Here is a 25,352-nt window from a genome sequence, read left to right as displayed (position 1 = left end):
TGACCGCGCGGTGAAGCACGTTAATTTGCGTATATTCGAACATTGTTACGAATTAATTCATTGTGGGCGATGAAATCGGCCGCTTTTCACCTATTCTTAACCACGAGGGTCAATAGACAATAGAATATGCAGTCCGGTCGGCGTTTTGCGAGCATGTATGTTCGGGAGGCTTGGCGGCGCGCCTTGCGCCGCGTCGCGTTGCTGCGCCTAAAACTCTTCCGCCATTCCATCAACGTGCCCGAGCGTCTGATCGTCGCGCCGACCGATCTCCGCAGCATCGATTCGCATGTGGCCGACGAGATCCTCAACGGACGGTTTCTGTTGGCCGGGCGCATGCTGGAAACGGGTGGAAAGTCACCCTTCACCTTCACCCTGCCATCGCGCCCCTTCGCGACCCGCCTTCACAGCTTCGGCTGGCTGCGGCATATGCGGGCGAACAAGACGGAGCGCAATTCGGCCGCCGCCCGCGCGATCGTCGACAGCTGGCTTTCCCTCCATGCCGGCCGGATGGACGGGATTGCATGGGAGATCGACGTCACCGCACAGCGCGTTATTGCCTGGCTCTCGCATTCGCCGGTGGTGCTGCATAATGCCGATCGCGGCTTCTATCGCCGCTTCATGAAGTCGCTGGCATTCCAGGTGAGGTTCCTGCACCGCATGGCGCCCTATACGCTCGGCGGCCTGGAGCTGTTTCGGTTGCGTATCGCGCTCGCCATGGCCTCCGTCGCCATGCCTGTCCGTGCGTCGACGCTCCGAAGGGCGGCGCAGGCGCTCGACCGCGAATTCGATAGCCAGATTCTGCCGGATGGCGGCCATATCTCGCGCAATCCGCGCGTCGGCCTGGAATTGCTGCTCGATCTGCTGCCGCTGCGGCAAACCTATGTCAATCTCGGCCATGACCTGCCGCAGAAGCTGATTTCCGGCATCGACCGAATCTATCCGGCATTGCGGTTCTTTCGCCATCAGGATGGGGATCTGGCGCTGTTCAACGGGGCGACCTCGACACTGGCAAACGAGCTGATCTCGGTGCTCAGATATGACGAGACCGCCGGCCAGCCGTTCAAGGCCTTGCCGCAGTCGCGCTATCAGCGGCTTTCCGGAGGAAAGACCGTGATCATCGCCGATGCCGGCACGCCGCCTTCGGGAGGCGGGCTGCGGACCGTCCATGCCGGCAGCCTCTCCTTCGAAATGTCGTCCGGCCGCCACCGCTTCATCGTCAATTCCGGCTCGCCGAAATTTGCCGGGCACCGCTATGTCCAGATGGCGCGAACGACGGCGGCGCATTCGACAGTTATTTTGAACGACACTTCGTCCAGCCGGTTTTCCCCCTCGCCCTTCCTCAATCACGCGATCTCCGAACCGGTAAGGACCGTTACGGTCGAGCGTGCCGAAACCGAGGACGGACGCGACGGCATCAAGCTCAGCCATGACGGCTATCTCAGGGCGTTCGGGGTGCTGCACGAAAGAGAGCTGACGCTCAATGCCGCAGGCTCGATCGTGACCGGCCACGACCGGCTCGTCGTCCGGGAAGGATATGCACATGACGAGCCCGTGAAGGCCGTCGCCCGTTTTCATATCCATCCCTCCATCGTCGTGCATCAAAGCGATGGGGAGTCCGTGCTGCTGACGGCGCCGGACGGCGAAAGCTGGCAGTTTTCCGCGCCCGGCAATGAAGTGCTGATCACCGAGGACATCTTCTTCGCCGACAGCTCCGGCATCTGCGGTTCGGACCAGATCGAAATCGACTTCGATCTTGCCGAGAAGACGGAAATCCGTTGGTTTTTGTCCCGCAGGGGATAGCACCTGTTTGCGCGGCGGCGAAGCTGTGCTAACGCGGCCTCACAATGCGAGCGTCCTGGAGCAGGATGGTCTTAGGCCCGAGCCGGCCTGAAATCCGAATCCTGCTCCAACCCAAGCGGATGTCTCCCGAAGCCCGAACGGAGAAGGTTTGATGGCCGTCATTTCCAAGAAGATCCCCGCCCCCGACAAGGTCGAAATCAAGACCGCCCTCCTCTCCGTCTTCGACAAGACCGGGATTGTCGAGCTCGCCCAGTCATTGTCTGCCAAAGGCGTGCGGCTGCTGTCGACCGGTGGCACATACAAAGCCATCGCCGCCGCCGGCCTTGCCGTTACCGATGTCTCCGAGATCACCGGCTTTCCCGAGATCATGGACGGACGGGTCAAGACGCTGCATCCGACGGTGCATGGTGGCCTGCTGGCGATCCGTGACGATAGCGAACACCAGGAGGCGATGAGACAGCATGGCATCGAGGCCATCGACCTCGCCGTCATCAATCTCTATCCTTTCGAAGAAGTGCGTGCGGCCGGCGGCGATTATCCCACAACCGTCGAGAATATCGACATCGGCGGCCCGGCGATGATCCGCGCATCGGCCAAGAACCATGCCTATGTGACGATCCTGACCGATCCCAACGATTATGCCGAGTTCAGGGAGCAGCTTTCCGCCGATGAGGGCAAGACGGCCTATGCCTTCCGCCAGCGCATGGCCGCCAAGGCCTATGCCCGCACCGCGGCCTATGACGCTGTGATTTCCAACTGGTTCGCCGAAGCGCTGTCGATCGACACGCCGCGTCACCGCGTTATCGGCGGTGCTTTGAAGGAAGAGATGCGCTACGGCGAAAACCCGCACCAGAAGGCCGCCTTCTACGTGACCGGCGAGAAGCGACCGGGTGTGTCGACGGCTGCCCTCCTCCAGGGCAAGCAGCTCTCCTACAACAACATCAACGATACCGATGCCGCCTACGAACTGGTCGCCGAGTTCCTGCCCGAAAAGGCGCCGGCCTGCGCCATCATCAAGCATGCCAATCCCTGCGGCGTCGCCACCGGGTCGAGCCTGGTCGAGGCCTATCAGCGGGCGCTCGCCTGCGACAGCGTTTCCGCCTTCGGCGGCATCATCGCGCTCAATCGAACGCTGGATGCCGAAACCGCCGAGGAGATCGTCAAGCTCTTCACTGAGGTGATCATCGCCCCCGATGTGACGGAGGAAGCGAAGGCTATCGTCGCCCGCAAGCCGAACCTGCGGCTGCTCTCCGCCGGCGGCCTGCCCGATCCGCGTGCCGCCGGCCTGACGGCGAAGACCGTTTCCGGCGGCCTGCTGGTCCAGAGTCGCGACAACGGCATGGTCGAGGATCTGGAGCTCAAGGTCGTCACCAAGCGTGCGCCGACGGCGCAGGAACTCGAGGACATGAAGTTCGCCTTCAAGATCGGCAAACACGTGAAATCGAACGCCGTGGTCTATGCCAAGGACGGCCAGACGGCCGGCATCGGCGCCGGCCAGATGAGTCGCGTCGATTCCGCCCGCATCGCCGCGCTGAAGGCCGAAGAGGCCGCCAAGGCGCTCGGCCTTGCGGTGCCGATGACAAAGGGATCGGCGGTCGCCTCCGAAGCCTTCCTGCCGTTTGCCGATGGTCTCCTGTCGATGATTGCCGCAGGCGCGACCGCGGTGATCCAGCCGGGCGGCTCGATGCGCGATCAGGAGGTCATCGATGCCGCCAATGAACATGGCATCGCCATGGTCTTCACCGGCATGCGCCACTTCCGGCACTAATTGGGCGTCTATGCCCGATCGGCCGGATAGGGCGTGCGGACGAGCAGCACCAGTCCGCCGGCGAGAAACAGGATCAGCGTGGCCATTCCAAGCCGCGGTGATCCGCTCATATAGGTCACCAGCGAAAAGAGCAGTGTCGCCATGAAACTCGTGGCGCGCCCCGAAAGCGCGTAGATGCCGAAGTAGCGGCCGGCTTCTTCAGGGCTGACGCTGCGGGCGAGATAGGAGCGCGACGAGGCCTGGACCGGTCCGAAAGCGAACCCGATCAACAGGCCGTAAAGGATATAGGCCTTTTCCGCCGCGGTGCCGAAGAGGCCGCCGGAATCCGTCGTCGGCAGCGACAGAAGGCCGAACAGCGTATAACCCGGCCCGGTCGAGATGATGCCGATGGTGGCGAGAAGCAGCATGGTGAGGCTGATGACGACGGTCACCTTCGAACCGACGCCCTTGTCGATGCGGCCGGCGATCAGGCAGCCGAAGATGGCGACGACGTTCAGGATGATGCCGTAGATGCCGATCTCGATCGTTGCCCAGCCGAACATGCCGGCGGCGAAGACACCGCCGAGGATCAGCAGACCGTTGACGCCGTCCTGGTAGATCATCCGGGCGATGAGGAATTTCAGGATGCCGCGGCGCTCCTTGAGTTCGCCAAGCGTGTTTTTCAGTTCGCGCAGGCCGGCGCGGACGGCGGTGGCGAAGGGCAGGCCCCTACCGACATCCGGCGTGAAGAAAAACATCGGCAGGATGAAGATCAGATACCAGACCGCCGAGATCGGCCCGGTGATGCGCGCATCCTCTCCGGTTTGAGGATCGAGACCGAATAGCGGATCGAGGCCGAGGATGGTCTTGCCGCTCTCCGGGCTTGCCGCCAAAAGCGTGACGACGGCTATCAGCACGATGATGCCGCCAAGATAACCGAGCCCCCAGGCAGTGTTGGAGAGCTTGCCGACCTCGTGTTTGGCGACCAGGCGCGGCATCATCGAATCGTTGAAGACGATCGAAAACTCGGCCGAGATCGAGGCGAGGATCATGAAAATGACGGGATAGAGAACCGGCGAGCCTGGGGCTGCGAACCACAGGCAGAATAGGCTCGCGATCTTGATGACCGCGAAGAAGCCGATCCACGGCTTGCGTGCGCCGGACTGGTCGGCGATCGAGCCGAGGATCGGCGAGAGCAGGGCGATGATCACCGAGGAGATCGTCGCCATGTTGCTCCACGTCGTCTGCGCGGAAACCGGGTCATCGGTCAGACGGGAGACGAAATAGGGACCGAAGATGAAGGTGGTGACCACGGTAAAGAAGGGCTGGGCTGCCCAATCGAAGAACATCCACCCCCAGATGCCCTTCTCCGTGGCCTTCGGCGGCTGTGTTCCTGTCCAGTCGATGCGATTCAACATCCGCTCCTTTTTCCGCGGACTGTCTCACCTCACCCGGTCGCGCGCAAGATCGGTCAGGATACCTGCGGCAACGGTAATACGCGCAAGGTTGGGATCGCCGCCGTCGCTGAGGCTCGAAAGCTCTTCGACGATCCGGTTGATGCGAACGCGGTCCTGGGCATGCCAGGCCTGAACCGGCAGCTTTTCCTTGCCGTGATCGGACAGCGCCGAGATGACGATGTCGCGCCTTGCGCTGGCAATCTGGTCGATGCTGCGGGCAAGCGCCAGATTCTCGTAATGGTCGGAGGTAAGGATCCGCCCACCCGCCGCCAGCAGCCGTGCAATCCGGAAAGTCTGCGACACCGCGAAGTAGTTTTCGGCGGCGCGCACCAGGGGCTCGCCGGTGCGCTCGGCGATCTGCATGATCTCAGGCACCAGCGCGAAGCTCTGGAGGTGGGCGATCTCGGCTGCGAGTTTTTCGGGCACGCCCGCCTGGGCGTATTCGGCCTGGCGGGCAGCGGTGTCGCCGGCCGATTGTTCGGCGAAGGCGGGCTTCAGTTTCTTCAGGGCAGTCTGCAGCCGGCTAATCACCTCGGCCATATCAGACTTGGTCATGGCGGTCTTCAAGAGCAGGCGCGTCAGGACGGTAAAGCTATGGCTGATTTCCTCGTAAATGCGGTTCTGCATCTCGCCCGATATCCGGCCGTCGAGGCCATCCGTTTCGGCCCAGAGCCTGGTCAGGTCGAAACCGTCGCGGGCAACGATCGCCGCCCGCACCACTTCCGGTGCCGAAGCGGCTGTCGCGTCCATCATCGCAACGGTGAAGCTCGGCCCGCCGCGGTTGATCGCTTCGTTGGCAAGCACCGTCGCGATAATTTCGCGCTTCAGGCGGTGACCGGCGATATCGCCGGCGTTCGACTTCTGCATCTTGACGGGGAAATAATTCAAAAGCGTCGCGGTAAAATAGGGATCATCCGGTAGATCGCTGGCGGCCAGCGCATCGAAGAGCACGATCTTGGCATAGGATACCAGCACACCGATTTCCGGCCGCGTCAGCGGCTTGCCGGCGGTGTAGCGTTCGGCCAGCGTCTGCTCGTCCGGCAAAGTCTCGACCTTGCGGTTCAGCTGACCGGCGGCCTCGAGCACGCTCATGAAACGGCCAAGCTCCAGGCCGTTTGCCGTGCCCTTGCGTTCGGTCAGCGAGATCGCCAGCGACTGCAGGTAATTGTTGCGCAGCACCAGGGTCGCCACTTCGCCGGTCATCGAAGACAGAAGCTGGTCGCGTTTTGCCCGTGTCAGGCGCCCGTCATGCATGGCGGCCGCCAGCGCGATCTTGATGTTGACCTCGACGTCCGAGGTGTTGACGCCGGCCGAATTGTCGATGGCGTCGGAGTTGCAGCGCCCGCCCTTGAGGCCGTAGGCGATGCGGCCCTTCTGGGTGACGCCGAGATTTGCGCCCTCGCCGATCACCTTGGCACCCACTTCCGCCGCGGTGATGCGGATCGGGTCGTTGGCACGGTCGCCGACTTCGGCGTCGGTTTCGGACGGTGCTTTCACATAGGTGCCGATGCCGCCGAACCAGAGCAGGTCGACCGGGCTTTTCAGGATCGCCGTCATGATTTCGAAGGGCGTGGCGACAGCCTTGTCGATACCGATCGCGGCAACCGCTTCCGGCGTCAGCGTGACCGATTTCGCCGCGCGGGAGATGATCATCGCGCCCTTGGAAAGCACGCTTTTGTCGAAATCCTGCCAGCTCGAGCGCGGCAGATCGAAGAGCCGCTGGCGCTCGGCCAGCGTCTTTTCCATATCGGGATCGGGATCGATGACGATATCGCGGTGATCGAAGGCGGCGATCAGCCGGATCTTCGGAGAAAGCAGCATGCCGTTGCCGAAGACGTCGCCCGACATGTCGCCGACGCCGGCGACGGTGAAGGGCGTCGTCTGGATGTCGATGTCCATTTCACGGAAATGGCGTTTGACGGTTTCCCAGGCGCCGCGGGCGGTGATGCCCATCTTCTTGTGGTCGTAACCGGCCGAGCCGCCGGAGGCGAAGGCGTCGTCCAGCCAGAAACCGGCTTCCTGCGCCAGCGCATTGGCGGTGTCGGAGAAGGTCGCGGTGCCCTTGTCGGCGGCGACCACGAAATAGGGGTCGTCACCGTCGAGCCTGACCGTGTCCTTCGGCGGCACGATCTCGGTCCCCGAGATGTTGTCGGTGATCGACAGCAGTGTGCGGATATAGGTCTTGTATGCCTCGCGGCCGGCATTGAAGATCTCGTCGCGGCTGCCGCCGACGGGGAGCTTCTTCGGATAAAAGCCGCCCTTGGCGCCGACCGGCACGATGACCGCGTTCTTCACCTGCTGCGCCTTGACGAGGCCAAGCACTTCGGTGCGGTAATCCTCGGCGCGATCCGACCAGCGCAGCCCCCCGCGCGCCACCTTGCCGAAGCGCAGGTGCACGCCCTCGACTTCGACGCCATAGACGAACATTTCGCGGAAGGGTTTGGGTTGCGGCAGCCCGTCGACCAGATGCGGATCGAGCTTGAAGGCCAGCATCGATCTCGGCGAGCCATCCGGATTCCTCTGGAAATAATTGGTGCGCAGCGTCGCATCGACGATATTGACGTAGCGGCGCAGGATGCGGTCGTCGTCAAGGCTTGGCACATCGGCCAGCTCGGTCTCGATCGCCTGGTGCAGCTCGGCAAGCTTCTTGACGCGGACCTTTTCGGAAAGCCTTGTATCTAGCGTGTCGTGGAACAGCCTGAAGATGGCGGCGGCGACACCGGGATATTTGTCGAGCGTAGTGGCGATATAATCCTGCGAATAGGCGATGCCGGCCTGGCGGAGGTAACGCGCATAGGCGCGCAGCACGTTCGTCTCGCGCGCCGAGAGCCCGGCCGAGAGGATCAGCCGGTTGAAGCTGTCATTGTCGATCGTGCCGGCGAAGGCGGCGACAAAGGCTTCCTCGAGGGCGGCGCCGTAACGCTGCAGGTCGATGTCGCCGCCATTGCGGGCCTCGAGCTCCATGTCGTGCAGCACGACGAGTTTCGGTTCTCCGTCCGTGGCCGGTACTTCGATGTCGAAGGTGCGTTCGCTGACGACATTGAAGCCGAGATTCTCAAGCAGCGGCACGCGGCGCGACAGCGCCAGCTGGCCGCCGGCGTGGAAGATTTTCAGCGAGAGCGTACGGCTCTCATCTTCCTGGCGATGGTAGAACTGGATGCGAAGCGGCTCGCCTGCGGCACAAGCGACGATATCGGCGAGATCGGCCACGGTTTCTTCAGGCGTGAAGGAATCCTGGAAGGCTTGGTCGACCGAGATCTTCGGCGCCTTGGCTCCGGCCAGCGCCTCGAAACGGTCGTCCCAACGGGCGGTGATCTCGCGGATCACCTGCTCGAGCTTTGCCTGCGGAATGCGCGGCGTCTTGCCGCCGGAGCGGCCGATGATGAAATGCACGCGCGCCACGCCGCCTTCCGGGAAAGCCGGATAATAGGCAGAGACGCGACCGTCATAGACAGTCTTCAGATAGGTGCCGATCCGCTCACGGACGATCGAGTCGTATTCCTCGCGCGGCACGTAGACGATCACCGAGACGAAGCGGTCAAAATGGTCGATGCGCGGCAGGACACGCACGCGCGGGCGGTCGGCCAGGTCGTTGATCTGCTCGGCAAAACTGGCAAGCAGCGTGGTGTCGATCTGGAAAAGGTCGTCGCGGGGATAGGATTCCAGCGTGTTGTCGAGCATGCGGCCGGAATGGCTCATCGGGTCGAAGCCGAAATGCTCCTTCACCTTCTCGATCTTGGAACGCAGCAGCGGGATCTCCGAGGCGAGCGACGTATAGGCCGTCGAGGTGAAGAGGCCGACGATTCGCAGCTCGCCGGTGACGTTGCCGCTGGCGTCGAAGCGTTTGACGCCGACATAATCCATATAGGCCCGGCGATGGACGATGGATTTCACATTCGCCTTGGTGACGATCAGGAAGTCGGGGCCGTCGAGGAAGGCAAGAATCTCCGGCGTCGTCGTCACGGCGTCCTTGCCGGTGCGCAGCACCAGAACGTCGGGGTTGGAGAGCATGCCGAGGCCCGCACCCTTGTCTCGCTCAACCTTGGCATCGGCACCCTTGCCGGAATAGACATATTCACGCATGCCGAGGAAGGTGAAATTCTCGTCGCGCAGCCATGTCAGGAAGGCGACGGCCTCATCGCGATCGGCCTTTTTCCGGCTGGCGCCATTGGCGGAAAGCTCTGCGATCACGCCGTCGATCTTGGAAAGCATCGGCTTCCAGTCGGAGACCGACAGACGGACCTGTTCGAGCACGGTTTCAACGCGTTTGACGAGATCTGCGGCCTGGGCGGAATTGAGCGGCGCAATATGGAGCTGGATATGGCTGACGCGGCTGGCCGGGTCGCTCGGGTGATCGGCGGAATAGAGCGCTGGCGCCTTGCCCTTCTCCATGATCAGGATGGGATGCACGGCCATGAACAGGTCGCGATAGGTGCTGGTCACTTCGCCCATGACCGATTCAAACAGGAAGGGCATGTTCCGGTCGGTGACCGAAAGCACCGACACGGCAATCCCCTCAGGCGCCACATCGGCAATGGCGTCGATGCTGACGCGCGGCGCCTTGCCGTTCCAGGCGGCGAGTTCCCTTGCCGAATGCACGGCGGAGAGCGCCAGCATCTCAGGCGTATAGAGTTCGAGATCGTCATTGCTCGCCCGTCCGAAGAGAATTTCCGGATCGAGATGCGCCTCGCCCGTCGCCTTGGCGACCTTGCGCGCGCTTTCGATCTGCTTTTCCCGTTTCGGATTATTTCTGGCAGCCATGAAACGCCTCCCGCAATGGACTGATTTTCTGCAAGCTAGCAGAAGATTCTTCGAAAAAATCTCTAAAATAGGGGCCTAGGGGATGGTTTTGATGCTTTTTTGACGCAGGAAATGGGAAATTGTCAGAGATTTTTCCGTTTTCGTGGCCAAAACGAACGAAACGGCCCCGCTTTTGATTTCTCTTCCCCTGCACATTTTCATGCTCACGTGAAGAATGGTTGACAGCGCGGCGTCAAAAATATCATCAAACCCGGTCATCATTCGGATCTTGTATCATGTCGGAAAATGCAGCGGGCGCAATCATCGTCATCTCCAGCCACGTGGTGCGCGGCTCGGTCGGCAACCGGGCGGCTGTCTTTGCGCTGGAGACGCTCGGCCACCCCGTCTGGGCGCTGCCGACCATCGTGCTGCCTTGGCATCCCGGCCATGGCCGTTCGACGCGGCTGACATTTGCGGAAGAGGATTTCGACGCGGCGATCGACGATCTGATCCGGGCGCCCTGGATCGGCGAAGTCAAGGCGGTGCTTTCGGGCTATTTCGGCAATGCCGCCCAGGCGCGCTCCGTCGCCCGGCTGATCGCCGCGCTCAGGCAGGATAATCCGGAGCTGCTCTATGTCTGCGATCCGGTGATGGGCGATCTCGGCGGCCTCTATGTGCCGGAGGCGACCGCCGAGGCCATTCGCGACCATCTCATCCCGCTCGCCTCGCTGGCGACGCCGAACCGCTACGAACTCGCATGGCTTTCCGGGGCCGCGCTTGAAGACAACAGCGCGATCATGGAGGCGGCGCTGGCGCTGGGGCCATCGCGCATGCTCGTCACCTCGGCGGTGCCGATGATGGCGGGCGGTACCGGCAACCTCTATCTGTCCGGCCGTCACGCGCTTCTTGCCGAGCACCGCGTCGTCGAAAACCCGCCGAATGGTCTCGGTGACCTGCTGGCCGCCGTCTTTCTGTCGCGCCTGCTTTCCGGTCTCGAGGACGAAAAGGCGCTGCAGCTTGCCACCGCCAGCGTCTTCGAAGTGCTGGCGCGCGCCGTCAAGCGTGGCAGCAACGAGCTGATGCTGGCGAGCGATGCTTCCAGCCTTTCGACGCCGATGGCGATGGTGCAGATGCGCCGGCTCGTTCACCCGGCGCAGCGGCGGAAAAAATGACGCATATGCCGACGCGTTCATTTTGCATTGCAGCAGTTGAAATTGTCTGCCGCGCGCGCTAATCCAGAAGCATGCAGCGTTTTCCAAATTCCCTTCTGGACGGTTACCGCAACTTCATGAACGGGCGTTATGCCGACGCCCGCGACAGGTATCGGCTGCTTGCCGAAAACGGTCAGAGCCCCAGTACGCTGGTCATTGCCTGTTCGGACTCACGTGCGGCGCCGGAGCTGATCTTCGATGCCGGCCCGGGTGAGCTCTTCGTCATCCGCAACGTCGCCAACATGGTGCCGCCTTACGAGCCGGACGGTCATTTCCATTCGACGTCGGCCGCGCTCGAATTTGCGGTGCAGGCGCTGAAGGTCTCGGATATCGTCGTGATGGGCCATGGCCGCTGCGGCGGCATCCGCGCAGCGCTCGATCCGAATGCCGAGCCGCTGTCGCCGGGCGATTTCATCGGCCGCTGGATGTCGCTGGTCAAGCCCGCCGCCGAGCAGATCCAAAGCAATGACGTGATGACGGCGGCCGAGCGGCAGACAGCGCTGGAGCGTGTGTCGATCCGCAATTCGATCGACAATCTCAGAAGCTTTCCCGACATCAAGGCGCTCGAGGAAGCCGGAAAAATGCATCTCCATGGCGCATGGTTCGATATTTCGACCGGCGAACTCTGGGTGATGGATGCGGAGACACGAGACTTTATCCGTCCCGAAATCTAGGGATCTGCCGCTTTATCAGTTTATTAAGAATTGCTGCTAAGATTGCCGCCAATTGGTCGCGCACGACCGACGTTTTGATCACCGTGGCGATTGGCGATGAAGTTCGAAACCATCAAAAGGGTTATCCTGGCCGCCATTCTGCTGCCCTTCGTCTTCATGCTCATTGAAGGCGTCGTCGTCATACGGGCTTCAGTCACGCACTACAGAGATCTCGAGAAAGACCGGCAGTTCGCCGATGTGCTCGCCCGCGGCGGCTCCATCGCCGCCACGGAGATCCTGAGTGAAATCGGTGCCACCCGCCTTTATCTCGCCCATCCGAGCAGCAAGACCGCCGCCGACATGCAGCAAAGTCGGGTGACACTCGACGACGAGCGCCTTGCCTTCTACGCCAGCCTGCCCTCCCGCGATATGCTCGACGCCGGGCTTGTGGAAGAATTGTCGATTCTCAGCCTTGCCTATAGCCGCATCGTCGCCGCGCGAAGCGCCGTCGACCAGGGCCGCTATTTCGGCAGCGATCCCGGGTCCATCTACTGGTATGCCGCTCTCAAGCAGCTTGCCGTCGTTGATGCGCTATCGCCGCTGATCAGCGATCCGGTGCTGCTTGAGAAATCCAACCAGCTGATGGGCATCATGCTGACCTATTACGGCGAAAGGCTGATTACCGGCGTCGGCAGCCGCTACCTCGACCATGGCGTTTCCGCCAGATTTCCGGTGGAGCAGTTCATACAGGGCAAGGTCATGCTCGGTGAGGGCATGGATCACATGGTCTTTCATTCGGCGGCTCCGATCGTGCGCGACATCGCAGCCTATCTCGGTCACCGCGACCAGGTGAAGGCGAATGCGATCACCGATGCCATCCTTGCGGGATCGCGGCCGGCGGGCGCCGTGCGCGACGCATGGGCGGCCGCACAGAGCGAACGCATGGCTTTCCTGCAGCAGAAAATGATCGAGGCGGCGAGCGACATTCACGAGACCGGCCAAAACTTTTCGACGCGCTCGCATTTGCATCTGACCCGGATCCTGGCGTTGTGCGCCGGGCTGCTCATTCTTGCGACATTGGTGATGACGCTGGCGGCAAGGGGCCTGCGCCTGATCGACCGGCTGGCGCGCGACCGGGAGACGCTGGTCGGCGAGTTGCGCAACGCGGCCCAGACCGATCTCCTGACCGGTCTTTACAACAGGCGCGGCTTCGAGTTCGCCGCATCGGCCCTTCTCACGCAGGCCGAGCACGGATCACGCTGGATTTCCGTCGTGCTCTTCGACCTGGATCATTTCAAGAAGATCAACGATGTCAACGGTCATGATGCGGGCGATGCCGTGCTCCGGCATGTGGCAGGCGTCGCGCGTGAGAATTTCCGCTCTTTCGATCTGCTGGTGCGCCATGGCGGCGAGGAGTTCCTGGCGCTCCTGCCGGATTCGACCCCCGACGACGCCGCAATCATTGCCGAGCGTGTGCGGCTGGCGATAGAGGCGGCGGAAATCCCCCTGGAAAGCGGCGAGATTCTCAAGGTGACGGCGAGTTTCGGATGCGCCGGCCGGGCAAACGACGGCGCAAGCCGGAACTTCGAGGACCTTGTCAAACGTGCAGACCTGGCGCTCTACGCCGCCAAGGCCTCCGGCCGCAACTGCGTCGTTTCGGGGCCGGTCGTGCCGACGCAGGAGGAACGCCGCAAGACAGCGTCCGGCGGCGGTTTTGATTCCCGCCTATGAAAAACGCCGCATTGCAGCGGCGTTTCGGGGGATCGTTGTCTAGAGAAGGCTTATCTGCCGCCGTCGATCTGCTGGCCGATATAGGCAATCGCCTGCTGGTAGACGCTGGCGGCGTTCCAGCCCTGGATAGCGACGAAGTTCGGCTCTCCCGGCTGATAGCCGGCGCCGGCGCGCCAGCCATGGCCCTTGAGGAAATTCGCCGTCGAGGCCAGCGCATCGGCGCGGGAACCGACCATGTCGACGCGACCGTCGCCATCGCCGTCGGCGCCGAAGCGCACGACATTGCGCGGCAGAAACTGCGTCTGGCCGATTTCACCATGGGCGGCACCCTTGGCCTGCGGGCTCAGATAACCCTCGGAGACCAGCTGGAGCGCGGCATAGAGCTGGTCGGTGAAATAGTCCGAACGGCGGCAGTCATAGGCGAGCGTCGAAACGGCCGACAGTGTATGCTGGTTGCCCATATAGCTGCCAAAACCGGTCTCCATGCCCCAGATCGCAATCAGCGGGCCGGCCGGAACGCCGAAACGGCGCTCGATCGAGGCAAAAAGCGCCTGATTGGCAGCCTTCATGCTGCGGCCGCGGGAGATGACGGCGGCGCCGCCGCGCTTCTGCATGAACGCGTCGAAGGAGAGTTTGAAGCTTTTCTGGCCGCGGTCGGCGGCGATCGTCGGCTTGTTGTAGTTGACGTTGGCGAAGGCGCGGCTGAGCACCGACTGGCTGACGCCATTGGCCGCTGCCGTCTGTTTGAAATCGGCAACCCAGGCGTCGAAGCCGGCGCTGGTATTGCCACATTGCGGTCCTTGCGCGAACGCCGGTACCGCATGGAGAATGCCCATTGCCGCAGCGGCCGCCAGAAATAACTTTGTCATGCGCATTGAGAAAACCCCACTTTGCCCGGAAAAGCCCCGCTCACCGAGCAGGGCTTTAGCATCTTATGGTTTACAAATGGTATCAGGCGGCCTGCTTGCGCGGCTTGACAAGGCCGCGATTGACCAGCAGCTCGGCGATCTGGATGGCGTTCAATGCCGCGCCCTTGCGCAGATTGTCGGAGACCACCCAGATGTTGAGGCCGTTTTCGACCGTCGCATCTTCCCGGATGCGCGAGATGTAGGTCGCGTCCTCGCCGGCGGATTCATACGGCGTGATGTAGCCGCCGTTCTCGCGCTTGTCGATGACGAGGCAGCCCGGTGCATCGCGCAGGATGTCGCGCGCCTGGTCGGCGGTGATCTCGTTTTCGAACTCGATGTTAACCGATTCCGAATGGCCGATGAAAACCGGCACGCGCACCGCGGTGCAGGTTACCTTGATCTTCGGGTCGAGCATCTTCTTCGTCTCGGCCAGCACCTTCCACTCTTCCTTGGTGTAGCCGTCTTCCATGAAGACGTCGATGTGCGGGATGACGTTGAAGGCGATACGCTTGGTGAACTTCTTGTTCTCGATCGGATCGGCGACGAAGACGGCGCGCGTCTGATTGAAGAGTTCGTCCATACCGTCCTTGCCGGCGCCGGAGACCGACTGGTAGGTCGAGATGACGACACGCTTGATCTTGGCGAAGTCGTGCAGCGGCTTCAGCGCCACCACCAGCTGGGCGGTCGAGCAATTCGGATTGGCGATGATGTTGCGCTTGGTGAACTGGCTGATGGCATCCGGATTCACTTCCGGCACGATCAGCGGCACGTCGGCGTCATAACGCCAGGCCGACGAATTGTCGATGACGATGCAGCCCTGCTGGCCGATCTTCGGCGAGAATTTCTTGGAGATCTCGCCCCCGGCCGACATCAGGCAGATATCGGTATCGGAGAAATCGTAATTCTCCAGGTTGGAGACCTTCAGCGTCCGGTCACCATAGGAAACCTCGGTGCCCTGCGAACGCGCGGAGGCGAGCGCCACGACCTCATCGGCGGGGAAGCCGCGTTCGGAGAGGATGTTGAGCATCTCCCGGCCGACATTTCCGGTCGCTCCCGCAATTGCTACTTTGAAACCCATTTCTCAAGCTCTCTTTCTCTTCTCTCCTCTTGTCCGGTGAGGGGAAAGGCGCGACGGATCGCGTCTTCCTGTCCCCAGCCGAGCCGGGGAGAGAGCGGCAGGCCAGAGACGTCAGACGGTTTTCGTCGTCGTTTTGGCCTTGGTTTTGGCAGAAACCGGAACGGCAATGTCCACCCCGGCAACCTGTGCCCGGTCATTGCATGCAGCAATGGCGTGTTCGTCGCGAACCATGGAGATTCCTTTTCCGCTGTTGCTCTTAAAAGGTTTTCCACAGGAGTCAAGGTTTTTGCGCTCGAAGCAGGGCGCGAAAGCAGCCGCCCGGTGCTGCGACGTTTTGTCATGCCGCTGTCATCCTCGGCAGGTATCCCGGCCAAGTCATCAATGTCTGCAACGAAAACGGGGGTTTTCCATGCGTACGCTTCTTGCCGCCTTTGCGGCCAGCACCATCCTTGCGGGCGCCGCTCAGGCGACGACGGTCTATCCGCTCGATCGCGCGACGATTCTTGCCGGTTCGCCGTTCGATTTCAAGGTCGAACTCAACAAGCAGGTCAAGCCCGAAGACGTGAAGATCACCGTCAACGGCCAGGACTACAAGACCGTCCTCGGCGGCGAGGCACAGTTCGTCGAGCTGGAAAAGGGCAAGGATGACAAGGCTCTCGGCTCGGCGCTGCTGCTGCGCGGCCTGAAGATTTCCGCTCCGGGCGACTACAAGATCGAAGTCGCCGCCGGCGACGAAATGAAGTCCGTCACCTGGAACGTTTACGAAACCGCAGCTCAGCCGAAAGCCAAGAACATCATCTTCCTGCTTGGTGACGGTCTTTCGGTCGCGCACCGCACCGCCGCCCGCATCATGTCGAAGGGCATGAGCGAAGGTAAGGCGAACGGCCGCCTGAATATGGACGACCTCGATCGCATGGCTTTCATCGGCACGTCGGCGACCAATGCGGTTGCCACGGATTCGGCCAACACCATGTCGGCCTACATGACGGGCCACAAGACGGCCGTCAACGCGATCGGCGTTTACGCAGACCGTACGCCAGCCTCGCTCGACGACCCGCGCGTCGAAACCTTCGCAGAAGCCGTTCGCCGCACGACGAAGAAGTCGATCGGCATCGTCGCGACGGCTGAGGTGGAAGACGCGACGCCAGCTGCCGTCGTTGCCCATACCCGCAACCGCAACGACAAGGCCGATGTCGTCGGCATGCTGCTCGACGTCAAGCCGGAAGTCCTGCTCGGCGGCGGTTCGGCCTACTTCCTCGGCAAGGAGATCGCCGGTTCCAAGCGCAAGGACAACCAGGACTACATAAAGCTGTTCCAGGATGCCGGCTACAAGCTTGCGACCGACAAGAACGAACTCGCCGCCAATGCATCGGCTGAAGGCAATCTCCTCGGCCTGTTCCACACCGGCAATATGGACGTGACGCTCGACCGCGAATTCCTCAAGAAGGGCACGGTTGAAAAGTTCCCGAACCAGCCGGGTCTCGTCGACATGACCAAGGTCGCGCTCGACCGCCTCTCCAAGAATCCGGAAGGTTTCTTCCTGATGATCGAAGGTTCCTCGATCGACAAGATGTCCCATCCGCTCGATTGGGATCGCGCCGTCGTCGAAACCATCGAATTCGACCAGGCGATCGGCGTTGCCCGCGAATTCCAGAAGGCCCATCCCGATACGCTGATCGTCGTCACCGGCGACCACACGCACGGCGTTTCGATCATCGGCACCGTCGATGACGAGAAGCCCGGCACGGAAATGCGCGAAAAGGTCGGCACCTATGCCGAAGCCGGTTTCCCGAACTACAAGGACGAAAACGGCGACGGTTACCCCGACAAGATCGACGTCAGCCGCCGCCTGTTCCTGAGCGCCAACAACGGCCCCGACCACTACGAGACCTTCCGTCCGAAGCTCGATGGCCCGTTCGTTCCGGCCGTCCAGAACGAAAAGAAGGAATATGTCGCCAACGAACAGTACAAGGATGTTCCCGGCGCCGTCTTCGTTCATGGCAATCTTCCGAAGAGCAGCGAGAGCGGCGTCCATGCAGTCGACGACGTCGTCCTGCAGTCGGCTGGTCCAGGCTCGGAAGAGTTCCATGGTTACATGGAACAGAGCGACGTCTATCGTGTGCTCGCCGACACCTTCGCGCTCGGCGCCAAGCAGACGAACTGATCCCGCAAGGCCGTTTGCCGGCCTTGCGCTTTCTTCGATCACTGTCCTGGCCGTTCAGCGGCCAGGATTTGCTTTCTGGAGGTCGCAATGGACATATTCTCTTCGCTGCATCTCAGCCGCCGCCGGCTGATCGCCGCCGCCGTTGCGCTTCCCTTTCCCGCTTCCGCCGTGCGCGCGCGGGCGACGCCTCGCTCTCCTTCGACGAGCTCTACGGCAAGTTCGGCGTGCTCAGCCTCGAATTTTCCGACAAGGTGAAGCGCCTCGCCGGCCGGGACATCAGCATGAAGGGCTTCATGGCGCCGCCTTTGAAAGCCGAGGCGCAGTTCTTCGTGCTCACCGAAGTGCCGATGTCGCTCTGCCCCTTCTGCTCCTCCGATGCGGACTGGCCTGATAATATCGTCGTCGTCTATCTCGGGGAGAAGCAGACCTTCGTGCAGCCGCGCCAGACGATCGAGGTGCGCGGTACCCTGGAATACGGGTCCTGGACGGATCCGGAAACCGGCTTCGTCAGCCTGCTGCGCATCCGCCAGGCCAAATATTCCGCCGTCTGAACCGATATGCTCGCTCTTACTATCGAAAATCTTGCCGTCACCTTCCCAGGCCTGCCCTTGCCGGTGCTGGCAATCGGCCGGCTGTCGATCGATGCCGGCAGCAGGGTCGCCATTACAGGCGCTTCCGGCTCCGGCAAAAGCACCTTCGTCAATATCGTTGCTGGGCTGGAGCGGACGCGGCAAGGCTGCATCCGTTGGAACGGCGAGGATATTGCGGGCTTTTCGGAAAGCCGGCGCGATCGGTTCCGGGCGGCCAATATCGGCCTGGTCATGCAGGAATTTCATCTCTTCCCCGGCCTGTCGGCGCTGGAGAATGTGCTTTTGCCGGCGCGGCTTGCGGGTGCGGCCACGGCCGATGTCATCGAGCGGGCGCATGCGCTTTTGGGCACGGTGGGTCTTTCCCGCCCCGGCCAGAAGATCGAAACCATGTCGCGCGGCGAGATGCAGCGCGTGGCGATCGCCCGGGCGCTGCTGCGCAAGCCCGGCGTCATCATTGCCGACGAACCGACGGCGAGCCTCGATGCCGAAAGCGGTGAGGCTGTCGGCGATCTCATCCTCGATCTCGCCATTGCCGAAGGCAGCACGCTGATCGTCGTTTCGCACGACCAGCGCCTGGCCGGCCGGCTTGACCGGCGCATCACCTTCGGCTCCGGCCGGATCAGCGGCGATTCTGTGGCAATGGCGGGAGAGGCTGCATGATCCGCTTCATCCTTTCCGATCTTCGCCGCCTCTGGGCGGGATCGCTGGTGGTCGTGCTGCTGGTGGGGCTGGCGACCGCGCTCGGCGTTTGCGTCGTGCTGCAGGAGCGGGCGCTTCGTCTCGGCAGCGCGCGGGCCGCCGACAAGTTCGATCTCGTCATCGGGGCCGGCGGCAGCGAGACGCAGCTGGTGCTGTCCTCCGTCTTCCTGCAGCCCTCGCCCTTGCCGCTGATGCCGGGCGACGTGCTGGCCGGGCTTGCCGCCGATCCCCGCGTCGACTGGGCCGCGCCGATCGGCTTCGGCGATTCCTTCTCCGGCTATCCGATCGTCGGCACGACGGCAATACTGGCGGAGAACCTGTCCGGCGGCTTCGCGGAGGGCAAGGCGTTTGCCCGCGAGGGCGAGGCGGTGGTCGGTTCCGCCGTCCGCCTTTCGCTCGGGGCCGAGATCACGCCGATGCACGGTTCGGCGGAAGAAGGCGGCGAAACCCATACCGAACTCGTTTATCACGTCACCGGGCGCTTGCGGCCCACGGGAACGGCCTGGGACCGGGCCATTCTCGTTCCAATCCAAGCCGTCTGGCATATTCATGGTCTGGGGGCGGAGGCGCATGAATCCGAGACCGGACAGGCTCATGAGCACGAAGGCACCGGTCACGATGGGCATGAGCATCACGGCGAAATCGACCCGGATGCCGTCATCGACGAGAAGTGGGCTGCGGATGCTCCCGGCCTTCCCGCCATTCTCGTCAAGCCGAAGACCATCGCCGATGCCTACAAGCTGCGGCAAGAGTATCGCAGCAGCAATACCGTCGCCGTCTTTCCCGGCGAGGTGCTGACCAATCTCTATGCCACGCTCGGCAACGCCAAACAGATCCTCGTCGCGGTCGCCGCCGGCGCGCAAGCGCTCGTCGCCGCCTCGCTGGTGCTGGTCACGGTCATCCATATCGGCCAACGCCGCCGCCAGATCGGCGCGCTTCGGGCTTTCGGCGCTCCGCGCGGCGCGATTTTCGGCATCGTCTGGCTGGAATTCTTCTTCCTGGTGGCAGTCGGCATCGGGCTCGGATTTTCCTTCGGCTATGCTGCGGCGCTGACCCTGTCCGGCATGTTCTCGGAGACGAGCGGCATCGCCATGCCGGTCAGCTTCGCCCATGAAGACGCTGGGCTTGCGGCGGTGCTGCTCACCTTTGCCGCAATTCTGGCCGCACTGCCGGCGGTGCTCGCCTACCGGCAATCGCCGGCGCAGGCGCTGAGAGCCTAACCACGGCCGACTGACGCCGCTGCCTGCCAAAGCGCGCTGCCCTTAGACTAAAGTCATAATCCCAAAGCATCTCTCTTTTTGATCTGCCGTTTCTGGCACACTCCCGTCAGGCGTGTCGCGGCCAGGGGTCTGCTTTGAGGAGAGTAGGTCGCGCGCGTTGCTCATCACTCTGTGGAGGACAGACAATGGCAAATGTCGCAAGCATCGACGGCGCGAAGGCCGGTCCGATGACCGGCGAAGAGAAGAAGGTGATCTTCGCCTCTTCGCTCGGCACCGTTTTCGAATGGTATGATTTCTATCTCTACGGTTCGCTCGCCACCTATATCGGCGCGACCTATTTCACCCAATATCCCGAGGCGACCCGCAACATCTTCACGCTGCTCGCCTTTGCCGCCGGCTTCCTGGTGCGCCCCTTCGGCGCACTGGTGTTCGGCCGTCTCGGCGATCTGGTCGGCCGCAAGTACACCTTCCTGGTGACGATCATGATCATGGGTCTGTCGACCTTCCTGGTCGGCATCCTGCCGGGTGCCGCCACCATCGGCATCGCCGCCCCGATCATCCTGATCGCGCTGCGTCTGCTCCAAGGCCTGGCGCTGGGCGGTGAATATGGCGGTGCGGCAACCTATGTCGCCGAACATGCGCCGAACGGGCGCCGCGGCTACTTCACCTCGTGGATCCAGACGACGGCGACGCTCGGCCTGTTCCTGTCGCTGATCGTCATCGTTCTGGTTCAATATCTGATGGGTGCGGCTCAGTTCGCCGCCTGGGGCTGGCGCATTCCGTTCCTGGTCTCGGTTGTCCTGCTCGGCATTTCCGTCTGGATCCGTCTGAAGATGAACGAATCGCCGGCGTTCCAGCGGATGAAGGCGGAAGGCAAAGGTTCCAAGGCGCCGCTGACCGAAGCCTTCGGGACGTGGAGAAACGCCAAGATTGCGATCATCGCGCTTCTCGGCGCCACCATGGGCCAGGCGGTCGTCTGGTACGGCGGCCAGTTCTATGCACTGTTCTTCCTGCAGAACGTGCTGAAGGTGGACCTGCAGTCGGCCAATATCATGGTCGCCATCGCACTCTTCCTCGCCACGCCGTTCTTCGTCATCTTCGGCGGTCTCTCCGACAAGATCGGCCGCAAGCCGATCATCATGGCAGGCCTTCTCATCGCGGCGGTGACGTATAATCCGCTGTTCAAGGCGATGACCTGGACCGCCAACCCGGCGCTTGCCGAAGCCCAGGCCTCGATCCGGGCAACGGTGACGGCCGATCCGGCGGATTGCAAATTCCAGTTCAATCCGACCGGCACGTCGAAATTCACCAACTCCTGCGACGTGGCGACGGCATTCCTGACGAAGAACTCGGTGCCTTACGATGTCGTTCCCGGTCCCGCCGGTCAGCCGGCAACGGTAAAGGTCGGCAACGAGACGATATCGAGCTTCGACGTCGTTGCCGCCGGCGACAAGGCCAAGGGCATGACCGCCGCCTTCGAAAAGGGCGTCAACATTGCGCTCCACGATGCCGGCTATCCGCTGAAGCGCGGCGCCGCCAAGGTGCCGGATGCCAAGCTCGATGCGTTCATCGCAGCCAATCCGGAACTGTCGCTGAATGCCGATACCGTGCGTGCCGGCGAGAAGGAAACCATGCCGGCGGCAAAGCTGGTCGAGACCAAGCTGCTGACGGCGGATGAGGCCAACGGCGTCACCGACATGGCGGTCTACACCGTCGCCAATGGCGGAGCCTTCGCCATGACCGCCGATCCTGCCCGCGTCAACTGGATCGGCACCATCGCCATCCTGTTCGTCCTCGTCCTCTATGTGACGATGGTCTACGGCCCGATCGCCGCCCTGCTGGTCGAACTCTTCCCGACCCGCATCCGCTATACCGGCATGTCACTGCCCTATCACATCGGCAACGGCTGGTTCGGCGGCCTGCTGCCGGCGACAGCCTTCGCGATGAGCGCTGCCGCGGGCGATATCTATTACGGTCTCTGGTACCCGATCGTCTTCGCGTCGATCACGCTGGTGATCGGTCTGATCTTCCTGCCGGAAACGAAGAACAGGGATATCCACGCGCTGGATTGATACGCCGCACGTGAGAAGCGTGAGACAATGGCCCGGCGCTCACAAGGCGCCGGGCTTCTTGATGTCAGGGAAAAGCCGTTTGGCAATTGGCCAGCCGTCCGGCGCCAGTTTGAAGAGCAGGCCGCAGCGGGCAAAGACGATCGCCGTCAGCAGCGAAAACCAGCCGCCGAAGGCAAGGCCGGCAATGACGTCGCTCGGATAATGGGCGCCGACCATGACGCGCGTCATGGCGAGCCAGATGGCGCAGGCGACGAAGAGAACGCGGTAGCGCGGAAACAGCAGAGCAAAGGCGGCGAAGAAGGCGCCGACCGTGGTGGAATGGCCTGACGGGAAACTTTCGAAAGCGGCATGGCCTGAAAAGGGCGTGAAGGAAAACATGCCGTAGTCGTGAAAATGATCGGGACGCGCCCTGCCGATCGCCCGTTTCAAGAGATTGGCGAGAAGCCCTGAGAAGACGACCGTGGCAAAGAGATAGGCGCCGATCCAGCTGATATAGAGGGCCTGCGCCTTCGAGCGCGCCGTCTTCACCAGCTTGTAGCCCGCCCTGCCCTGAAAGAACAACAGGATGCTGGTAAAGATCAGCCAGGCGGAATCGCCGAAACCGGTCATCATCTCGCCGAGATGTTTCACCGGCGCGGGAACTTCGCTGGCGCCGATCGGCGCATCGAAGAGCAGCATGGAGAGGATCACGGCATTGAGCGTGATGAAGAGACAGGCCTGCCAACGCAAAGGCGGCATGCCGACGCCGCTCCGGCGCCAGCGCCTGTCCAGGGAAGCCCAAAATGCCCGCATTTGCATCGTCCGTTCGAATCTGTCCTGAAGCGGCGCCCGTTCGAAAGACGCGTCAAGGCGCTCTATCGCTCTGGTTATGCGCTCGCTGAATCCGGCGCAAAAATACACGAGATTGTGGCTGAGAATAGTCCGTTTCGGAGAATTCGACCGAGCGGGCTGCGACTTCTCGGCCCTTGATGAAAAAGGCCCTCCGCATGCGGAATGCGAAGGGCCGAGTATTGTTTCACGTGAAATATATCAGGCGGAAAGTGCCTTGAATTCGGCGAGGATCGCATCGCCCATCTCGACGGTGCCGACCTGTCTTGCGCCATCGGCCATGATGTCGCCGGTGCGGATGCCCTTGTCGAGCACGTTGGCGATCGCCTTTTCCAGGTCGTCGGCTTCCTTCACCAGGTTGAAGGAGTAACGCAGGCACATGGCGAAGGAGGCGATCATGGCGATCGGATTGGCAATGCCCTTGCCGGCGATGTCGGGAGCCGAGCCGTGCACCGGCTCGTAGAGCGCCTTGCGCTTGCCGGTCTTGCCGTCCGGCGCGCCGAGCGAGGCCGACGGCAGCATGCCGAGCGAGCCGGTCAGCATGGCGGCGACGTCGGAGAGCATGTCGCCGAAGAGATTGTCGGTGACGATGACGTCGAACTGCTTGGGCTGGCGCACCAGCTGCATGCCGCCGGCATCGGCGAGCATATGGTCGAGCTGGACGTCGGAATATTTCGCCTTGTGCGTCTCGGTCACCACCTGGTTCCAGAGCACACCCGACTTCATGACGTTACGCTTTTCCATGGAGCAGACGCGGTTCTGGCGCGTGCGGGCCATTTCGAAGGCGACGCCGGCGATGCGCTCGATCTCGTAAGTGTCGTAGACCTGGGTGTCGATGCCGCGCTTCTGGCCGTTGCCGAGATCGATGATCTCCTTCGGCTCGCCGAAATAGACGCCGCCCGTCAGTTCGCGGATGATCAGAATGTCGAGGCCTTCGACCAGTTCCGGCTTCAGCGACGAGGCCGAGGCAAGGGCCGGGTAGCAGATGGCAGGGCGCAGGTTGGCAAACAGCTGCAGATCCTTGCGCAGCCGCAACAGGCCGGCTTCCGGGCGCACCTCGTAAGGCACGCTATCCCATTTCGGGCCGCCGACGGCGCCGAAGAGAACGGCATCGGCTGCCAGCGCCTTCTGCATATCGGCTTCCGAGATCGCCGCGCCATGCGCATCATAGGCAGAGCCGCCGACAAGGCCTTCGTCGGTGACGAAACCGGCATTCATTGCCTCGTTCATATAGGCGATGATCTTGCGGACCTCGCCCATGGCCTCGGGACCGATGCCGTCACCCGGCAGCAGGAAAAGATTGCGCACAGTCATGAAACCCTCCTGGGAAAAACAAGTTGCGGTTTCTTAGACCCCGGAAATGGGCATTTCAAGCGAGAGAAGCGGTGAATCGGTACGCTTCGCTCCCGGTCGTGATGATTGCTCCTGCGCCTGCAAACGGGCTAGAACGGCGTCTTACCTTCCATGTCCACGGATGTTTCCCATGCCTTTCGCACCGCTCCATCTCGATACGCCCTTGGTTCAGACCGCGCCTGGCTACAGCGCCAGCGGCAAGCGGCTCTGGCTGAAGCTCGATGCGCTGCAGCCTTCCGGCAGCTTCAAGCTGCGCGGCGTCGGACGGCTTTGCCAGCACGCGGTGGAAAATGGCGCGCGCGAGATCTTCTGCGCGTCCGGCGGCAATGCCGGTATCGCCGCGGCCTATGCCGGCCGGGCGCTCGGTGTGCCGGTCACCATCGTCGTGCCGGAAACGACGGCGGCCGATGTCCGGCAGGTGATTGCCGCAACCGGCGCGAATGTGCTCGTTCATGGTGCGGTTTTCGATGAAGCCAATGCCCATGCGGTCGAACTCGCGGAGAGCCGCGAGGCGAGTTATGTGCATCCCTTCGACCATCCGCTGCTGTGGGATGGCCACGCGACGGTGATCGACGAGGTGGTGGCCACGGGTGCGAAATTCGATTGCGTCGTCACCAGCGTTGGCGGCGGCGGCCTGCTTGCCGGCATTGCCGAGGGGCTGAAGCGCAACGGGCTTGCCGATGTGCCGGTGATCGCCGTCGAAACGGAAGGCGCGGCCTCGCTGAACGCCAGCCTCAAGGCGAATGAACGCATCACCCTGCCCGCCATCACCTCGATTGCCACCTCGCTCGGCGCGCGGCAAGTGGCGCAGCATGTCTTCGACCTGCCGAAACGGCATCCGATCGAAAGCATTGTCGTCAGCGACGCCGATGCCGTGGCCGCCTGCCTGAAATTTGCCGATGCGCAGCGCGTTCTGGTCGAGCCAGCCTGCGGGGCCGCCCTTGCCGTTGCCGATGTGCATGCCGGGCTGCTTGCCCGCTTCGATAATCCGCTCATCGAAGTCTGCGGCGGTATCGGCGTGTCGCTTGAAAAGCTGAGGCTCTGGAAAGAAAAGTTTCTCTGAGCTGAGATCAAAGAAAAAGCCGGGCAAAACCCGGCTTG

At 62.4% G+C, this 25,352-nt stretch carries 16 protein-coding genes and 2 pseudogenes; 11 read left to right on the top strand and 7 right to left on the bottom strand.

The window, feature by feature from the left end:
* Positions 1 to 126 precede the first annotated feature (126 nt).
* Positions 127 to 1,800, top strand: a complete 1,674-nt coding sequence (locus tag ATY75_RS06955; RefSeq protein WP_088936962.1) for a heparinase II/III family protein — start codon at positions 127 to 129, stop codon at positions 1,798 to 1,800.
* Positions 1,801 to 1,951: 151 nt separating this feature from the next.
* On the top strand, positions 1,952 to 3,568 hold the full coding sequence (gene purH, locus ATY75_RS06950; RefSeq protein WP_088936961.1) for a bifunctional phosphoribosylaminoimidazolecarboxamide formyltransferase/IMP cyclohydrolase: 1,617 nt from the start codon (positions 1,952 to 1,954) through the stop codon (positions 3,566 to 3,568).
* Between the two features lie 8 nt (positions 3,569 to 3,576).
* Here purH and ATY75_RS06945 read toward each other — a convergent pair whose 3' ends face one another.
* Together ATY75_RS06945 and ATY75_RS06940 are read right to left on the bottom strand one after the other, a co-directional pair.
* Positions 3,577 to 4,965, bottom strand: a complete 1,389-nt coding sequence (locus tag ATY75_RS06945; RefSeq protein ID WP_088936960.1) for an MFS transporter — start codon at positions 4,963 to 4,965, stop codon at positions 3,577 to 3,579.
* Positions 4,966 to 4,989: 24 nt separating this feature from the next.
* Complete coding sequence (locus ATY75_RS06940) at positions 4,990 to 9,765, bottom strand: NAD-glutamate dehydrogenase (protein WP_088936959.1); 4,776 nt, start codon at positions 9,763 to 9,765, stop codon at positions 4,990 to 4,992.
* Positions 9,766 to 10,040: 275 nt separating this feature from the next.
* Between ATY75_RS06940 and pdxY the strand changes: the two genes are divergently transcribed.
* The 3 genes from pdxY to ATY75_RS06920 all read left to right on the top strand — a co-directional run bounded on the left by pdxY (position 10,041) and on the right by ATY75_RS06920 (position 13,339).
* The gene (gene pdxY / locus ATY75_RS06930) at positions 10,041 to 10,916 is read left to right on the top strand and encodes a pyridoxal kinase PdxY (RefSeq protein ID WP_064841196.1); all 876 of its coding nucleotides are present in this window, start codon (positions 10,041 to 10,043) and stop codon (positions 10,914 to 10,916) included.
* A gap of 71 nt (positions 10,917 to 10,987) precedes the next feature.
* Entirely contained in the window at positions 10,988 to 11,629 is a 642-nt protein-coding gene (locus ATY75_RS06925; RefSeq protein ID WP_049733256.1) for a carbonic anhydrase, read from the top strand.
* Between the two features lie 96 nt (positions 11,630 to 11,725).
* Positions 11,726 to 13,339 (top strand): GGDEF domain-containing protein, encoded by a 1,614-nt coding sequence (locus tag ATY75_RS06920; RefSeq protein ID WP_088936958.1) that lies wholly within the window; start codon positions 11,726 to 11,728, stop codon positions 13,337 to 13,339.
* Positions 13,340 to 13,389: 50 nt separating this feature from the next.
* On the opposite strand, the gene ATY75_RS06915 is transcribed toward ATY75_RS06920, so the two are convergent.
* The 3 genes and pseudogenes from ATY75_RS06915 to ATY75_RS34520 form a co-directional block, all read right to left on the bottom strand.
* Positions 13,390 to 14,214 (bottom strand): lytic murein transglycosylase, encoded by an 825-nt coding sequence (locus tag ATY75_RS06915; protein ID WP_064841194.1) that lies wholly within the window; start codon positions 14,212 to 14,214, stop codon positions 13,390 to 13,392.
* 76 nt (positions 14,215 to 14,290) lie between these two features.
* Positions 14,291 to 15,325 (bottom strand): aspartate-semialdehyde dehydrogenase, encoded by a 1,035-nt coding sequence (locus ATY75_RS06910; RefSeq protein ID WP_064841193.1) that lies wholly within the window; start codon positions 15,323 to 15,325, stop codon positions 14,291 to 14,293.
* A gap of 111 nt (positions 15,326 to 15,436) precedes the next feature.
* Positions 15,437 to 15,666 (bottom strand): annotated as a pseudogene (locus tag ATY75_RS34520) (hypothetical protein).
* A gap of 68 nt (positions 15,667 to 15,734) precedes the next feature.
* Between ATY75_RS34520 and ATY75_RS06905 the strand changes: the two are divergent.
* From ATY75_RS06905 to ATY75_RS06885, 5 genes and pseudogenes are all read left to right on the top strand, one after another.
* Positions 15,735 to 17,489, top strand: a complete 1,755-nt coding sequence (locus tag ATY75_RS06905; protein WP_088936957.1) for an alkaline phosphatase — start codon at positions 15,735 to 15,737, stop codon at positions 17,487 to 17,489.
* Positions 17,490 to 17,576: 87 nt separating this feature from the next.
* A pseudogene (locus ATY75_RS06900) lies at positions 17,577 to 18,040 on the top strand (hypothetical protein).
* A gap of 6 nt (positions 18,041 to 18,046) precedes the next feature.
* Complete coding sequence (locus tag ATY75_RS06895; protein WP_088936956.1) at positions 18,047 to 18,739, top strand: ABC transporter ATP-binding protein; 693 nt, start codon at positions 18,047 to 18,049, stop codon at positions 18,737 to 18,739.
* The gene (locus tag ATY75_RS06890; RefSeq protein ID WP_088936955.1) at positions 18,736 to 19,998 is read left to right on the top strand and encodes an FtsX-like permease family protein; all 1,263 of its coding nucleotides are present in this window, start codon (positions 18,736 to 18,738) and stop codon (positions 19,996 to 19,998) included. The genes ATY75_RS06895 and ATY75_RS06890 overlap by 4 nt, the downstream gene beginning before the upstream one ends.
* 185 nt (positions 19,999 to 20,183) lie before the next feature.
* Positions 20,184 to 22,070 carry an MFS transporter gene (locus ATY75_RS06885; RefSeq protein ID WP_088936954.1) on the top strand — a complete coding sequence of 629 codons (1,887 nt, stop codon included), beginning with the start codon at positions 20,184 to 20,186 and terminating at the stop codon, positions 22,068 to 22,070.
* A 39-nt stretch (positions 22,071 to 22,109) separates the two neighbouring features.
* Here the strand turns inward: ATY75_RS06885 and lpxE are convergent, their stop codons facing one another.
* Both lpxE and leuB read right to left on the bottom strand, forming a co-directional pair.
* Positions 22,110 to 22,862, bottom strand: coding sequence for a lipid A 1-phosphatase LpxE (gene lpxE, locus ATY75_RS06880; RefSeq protein WP_190241322.1), 753 nt, complete (start codon positions 22,860 to 22,862; stop codon positions 22,110 to 22,112).
* Positions 22,863 to 23,099: 237 nt separating this feature from the next.
* Positions 23,100 to 24,212, bottom strand: coding sequence for a 3-isopropylmalate dehydrogenase (leuB, locus tag ATY75_RS06875; protein WP_088936953.1), 1,113 nt, complete (start codon positions 24,210 to 24,212; stop codon positions 23,100 to 23,102).
* Positions 24,213 to 24,381: 169 nt separating this feature from the next.
* Here leuB and ATY75_RS06870 point away from each other — a divergent pair, with 169 nt between their 5' ends.
* Complete coding sequence (locus ATY75_RS06870) at positions 24,382 to 25,314, top strand: pyridoxal-phosphate dependent enzyme (protein WP_088936952.1); 933 nt, start codon at positions 24,382 to 24,384, stop codon at positions 25,312 to 25,314.
* The last annotated feature ends 38 nt before the right edge of the window (positions 25,315 to 25,352 follow it).

The organism is Rhizobium sp. N122 (assembly GCF_002211295.1).
Classification (GTDB): Bacteria; Pseudomonadota; Alphaproteobacteria; order Rhizobiales; family Rhizobiaceae; genus Rhizobium.
The sequence above is the reverse complement of the archived record's forward strand: the minus strand, read 5'-3'. Positions and strand labels throughout refer to the sequence as shown.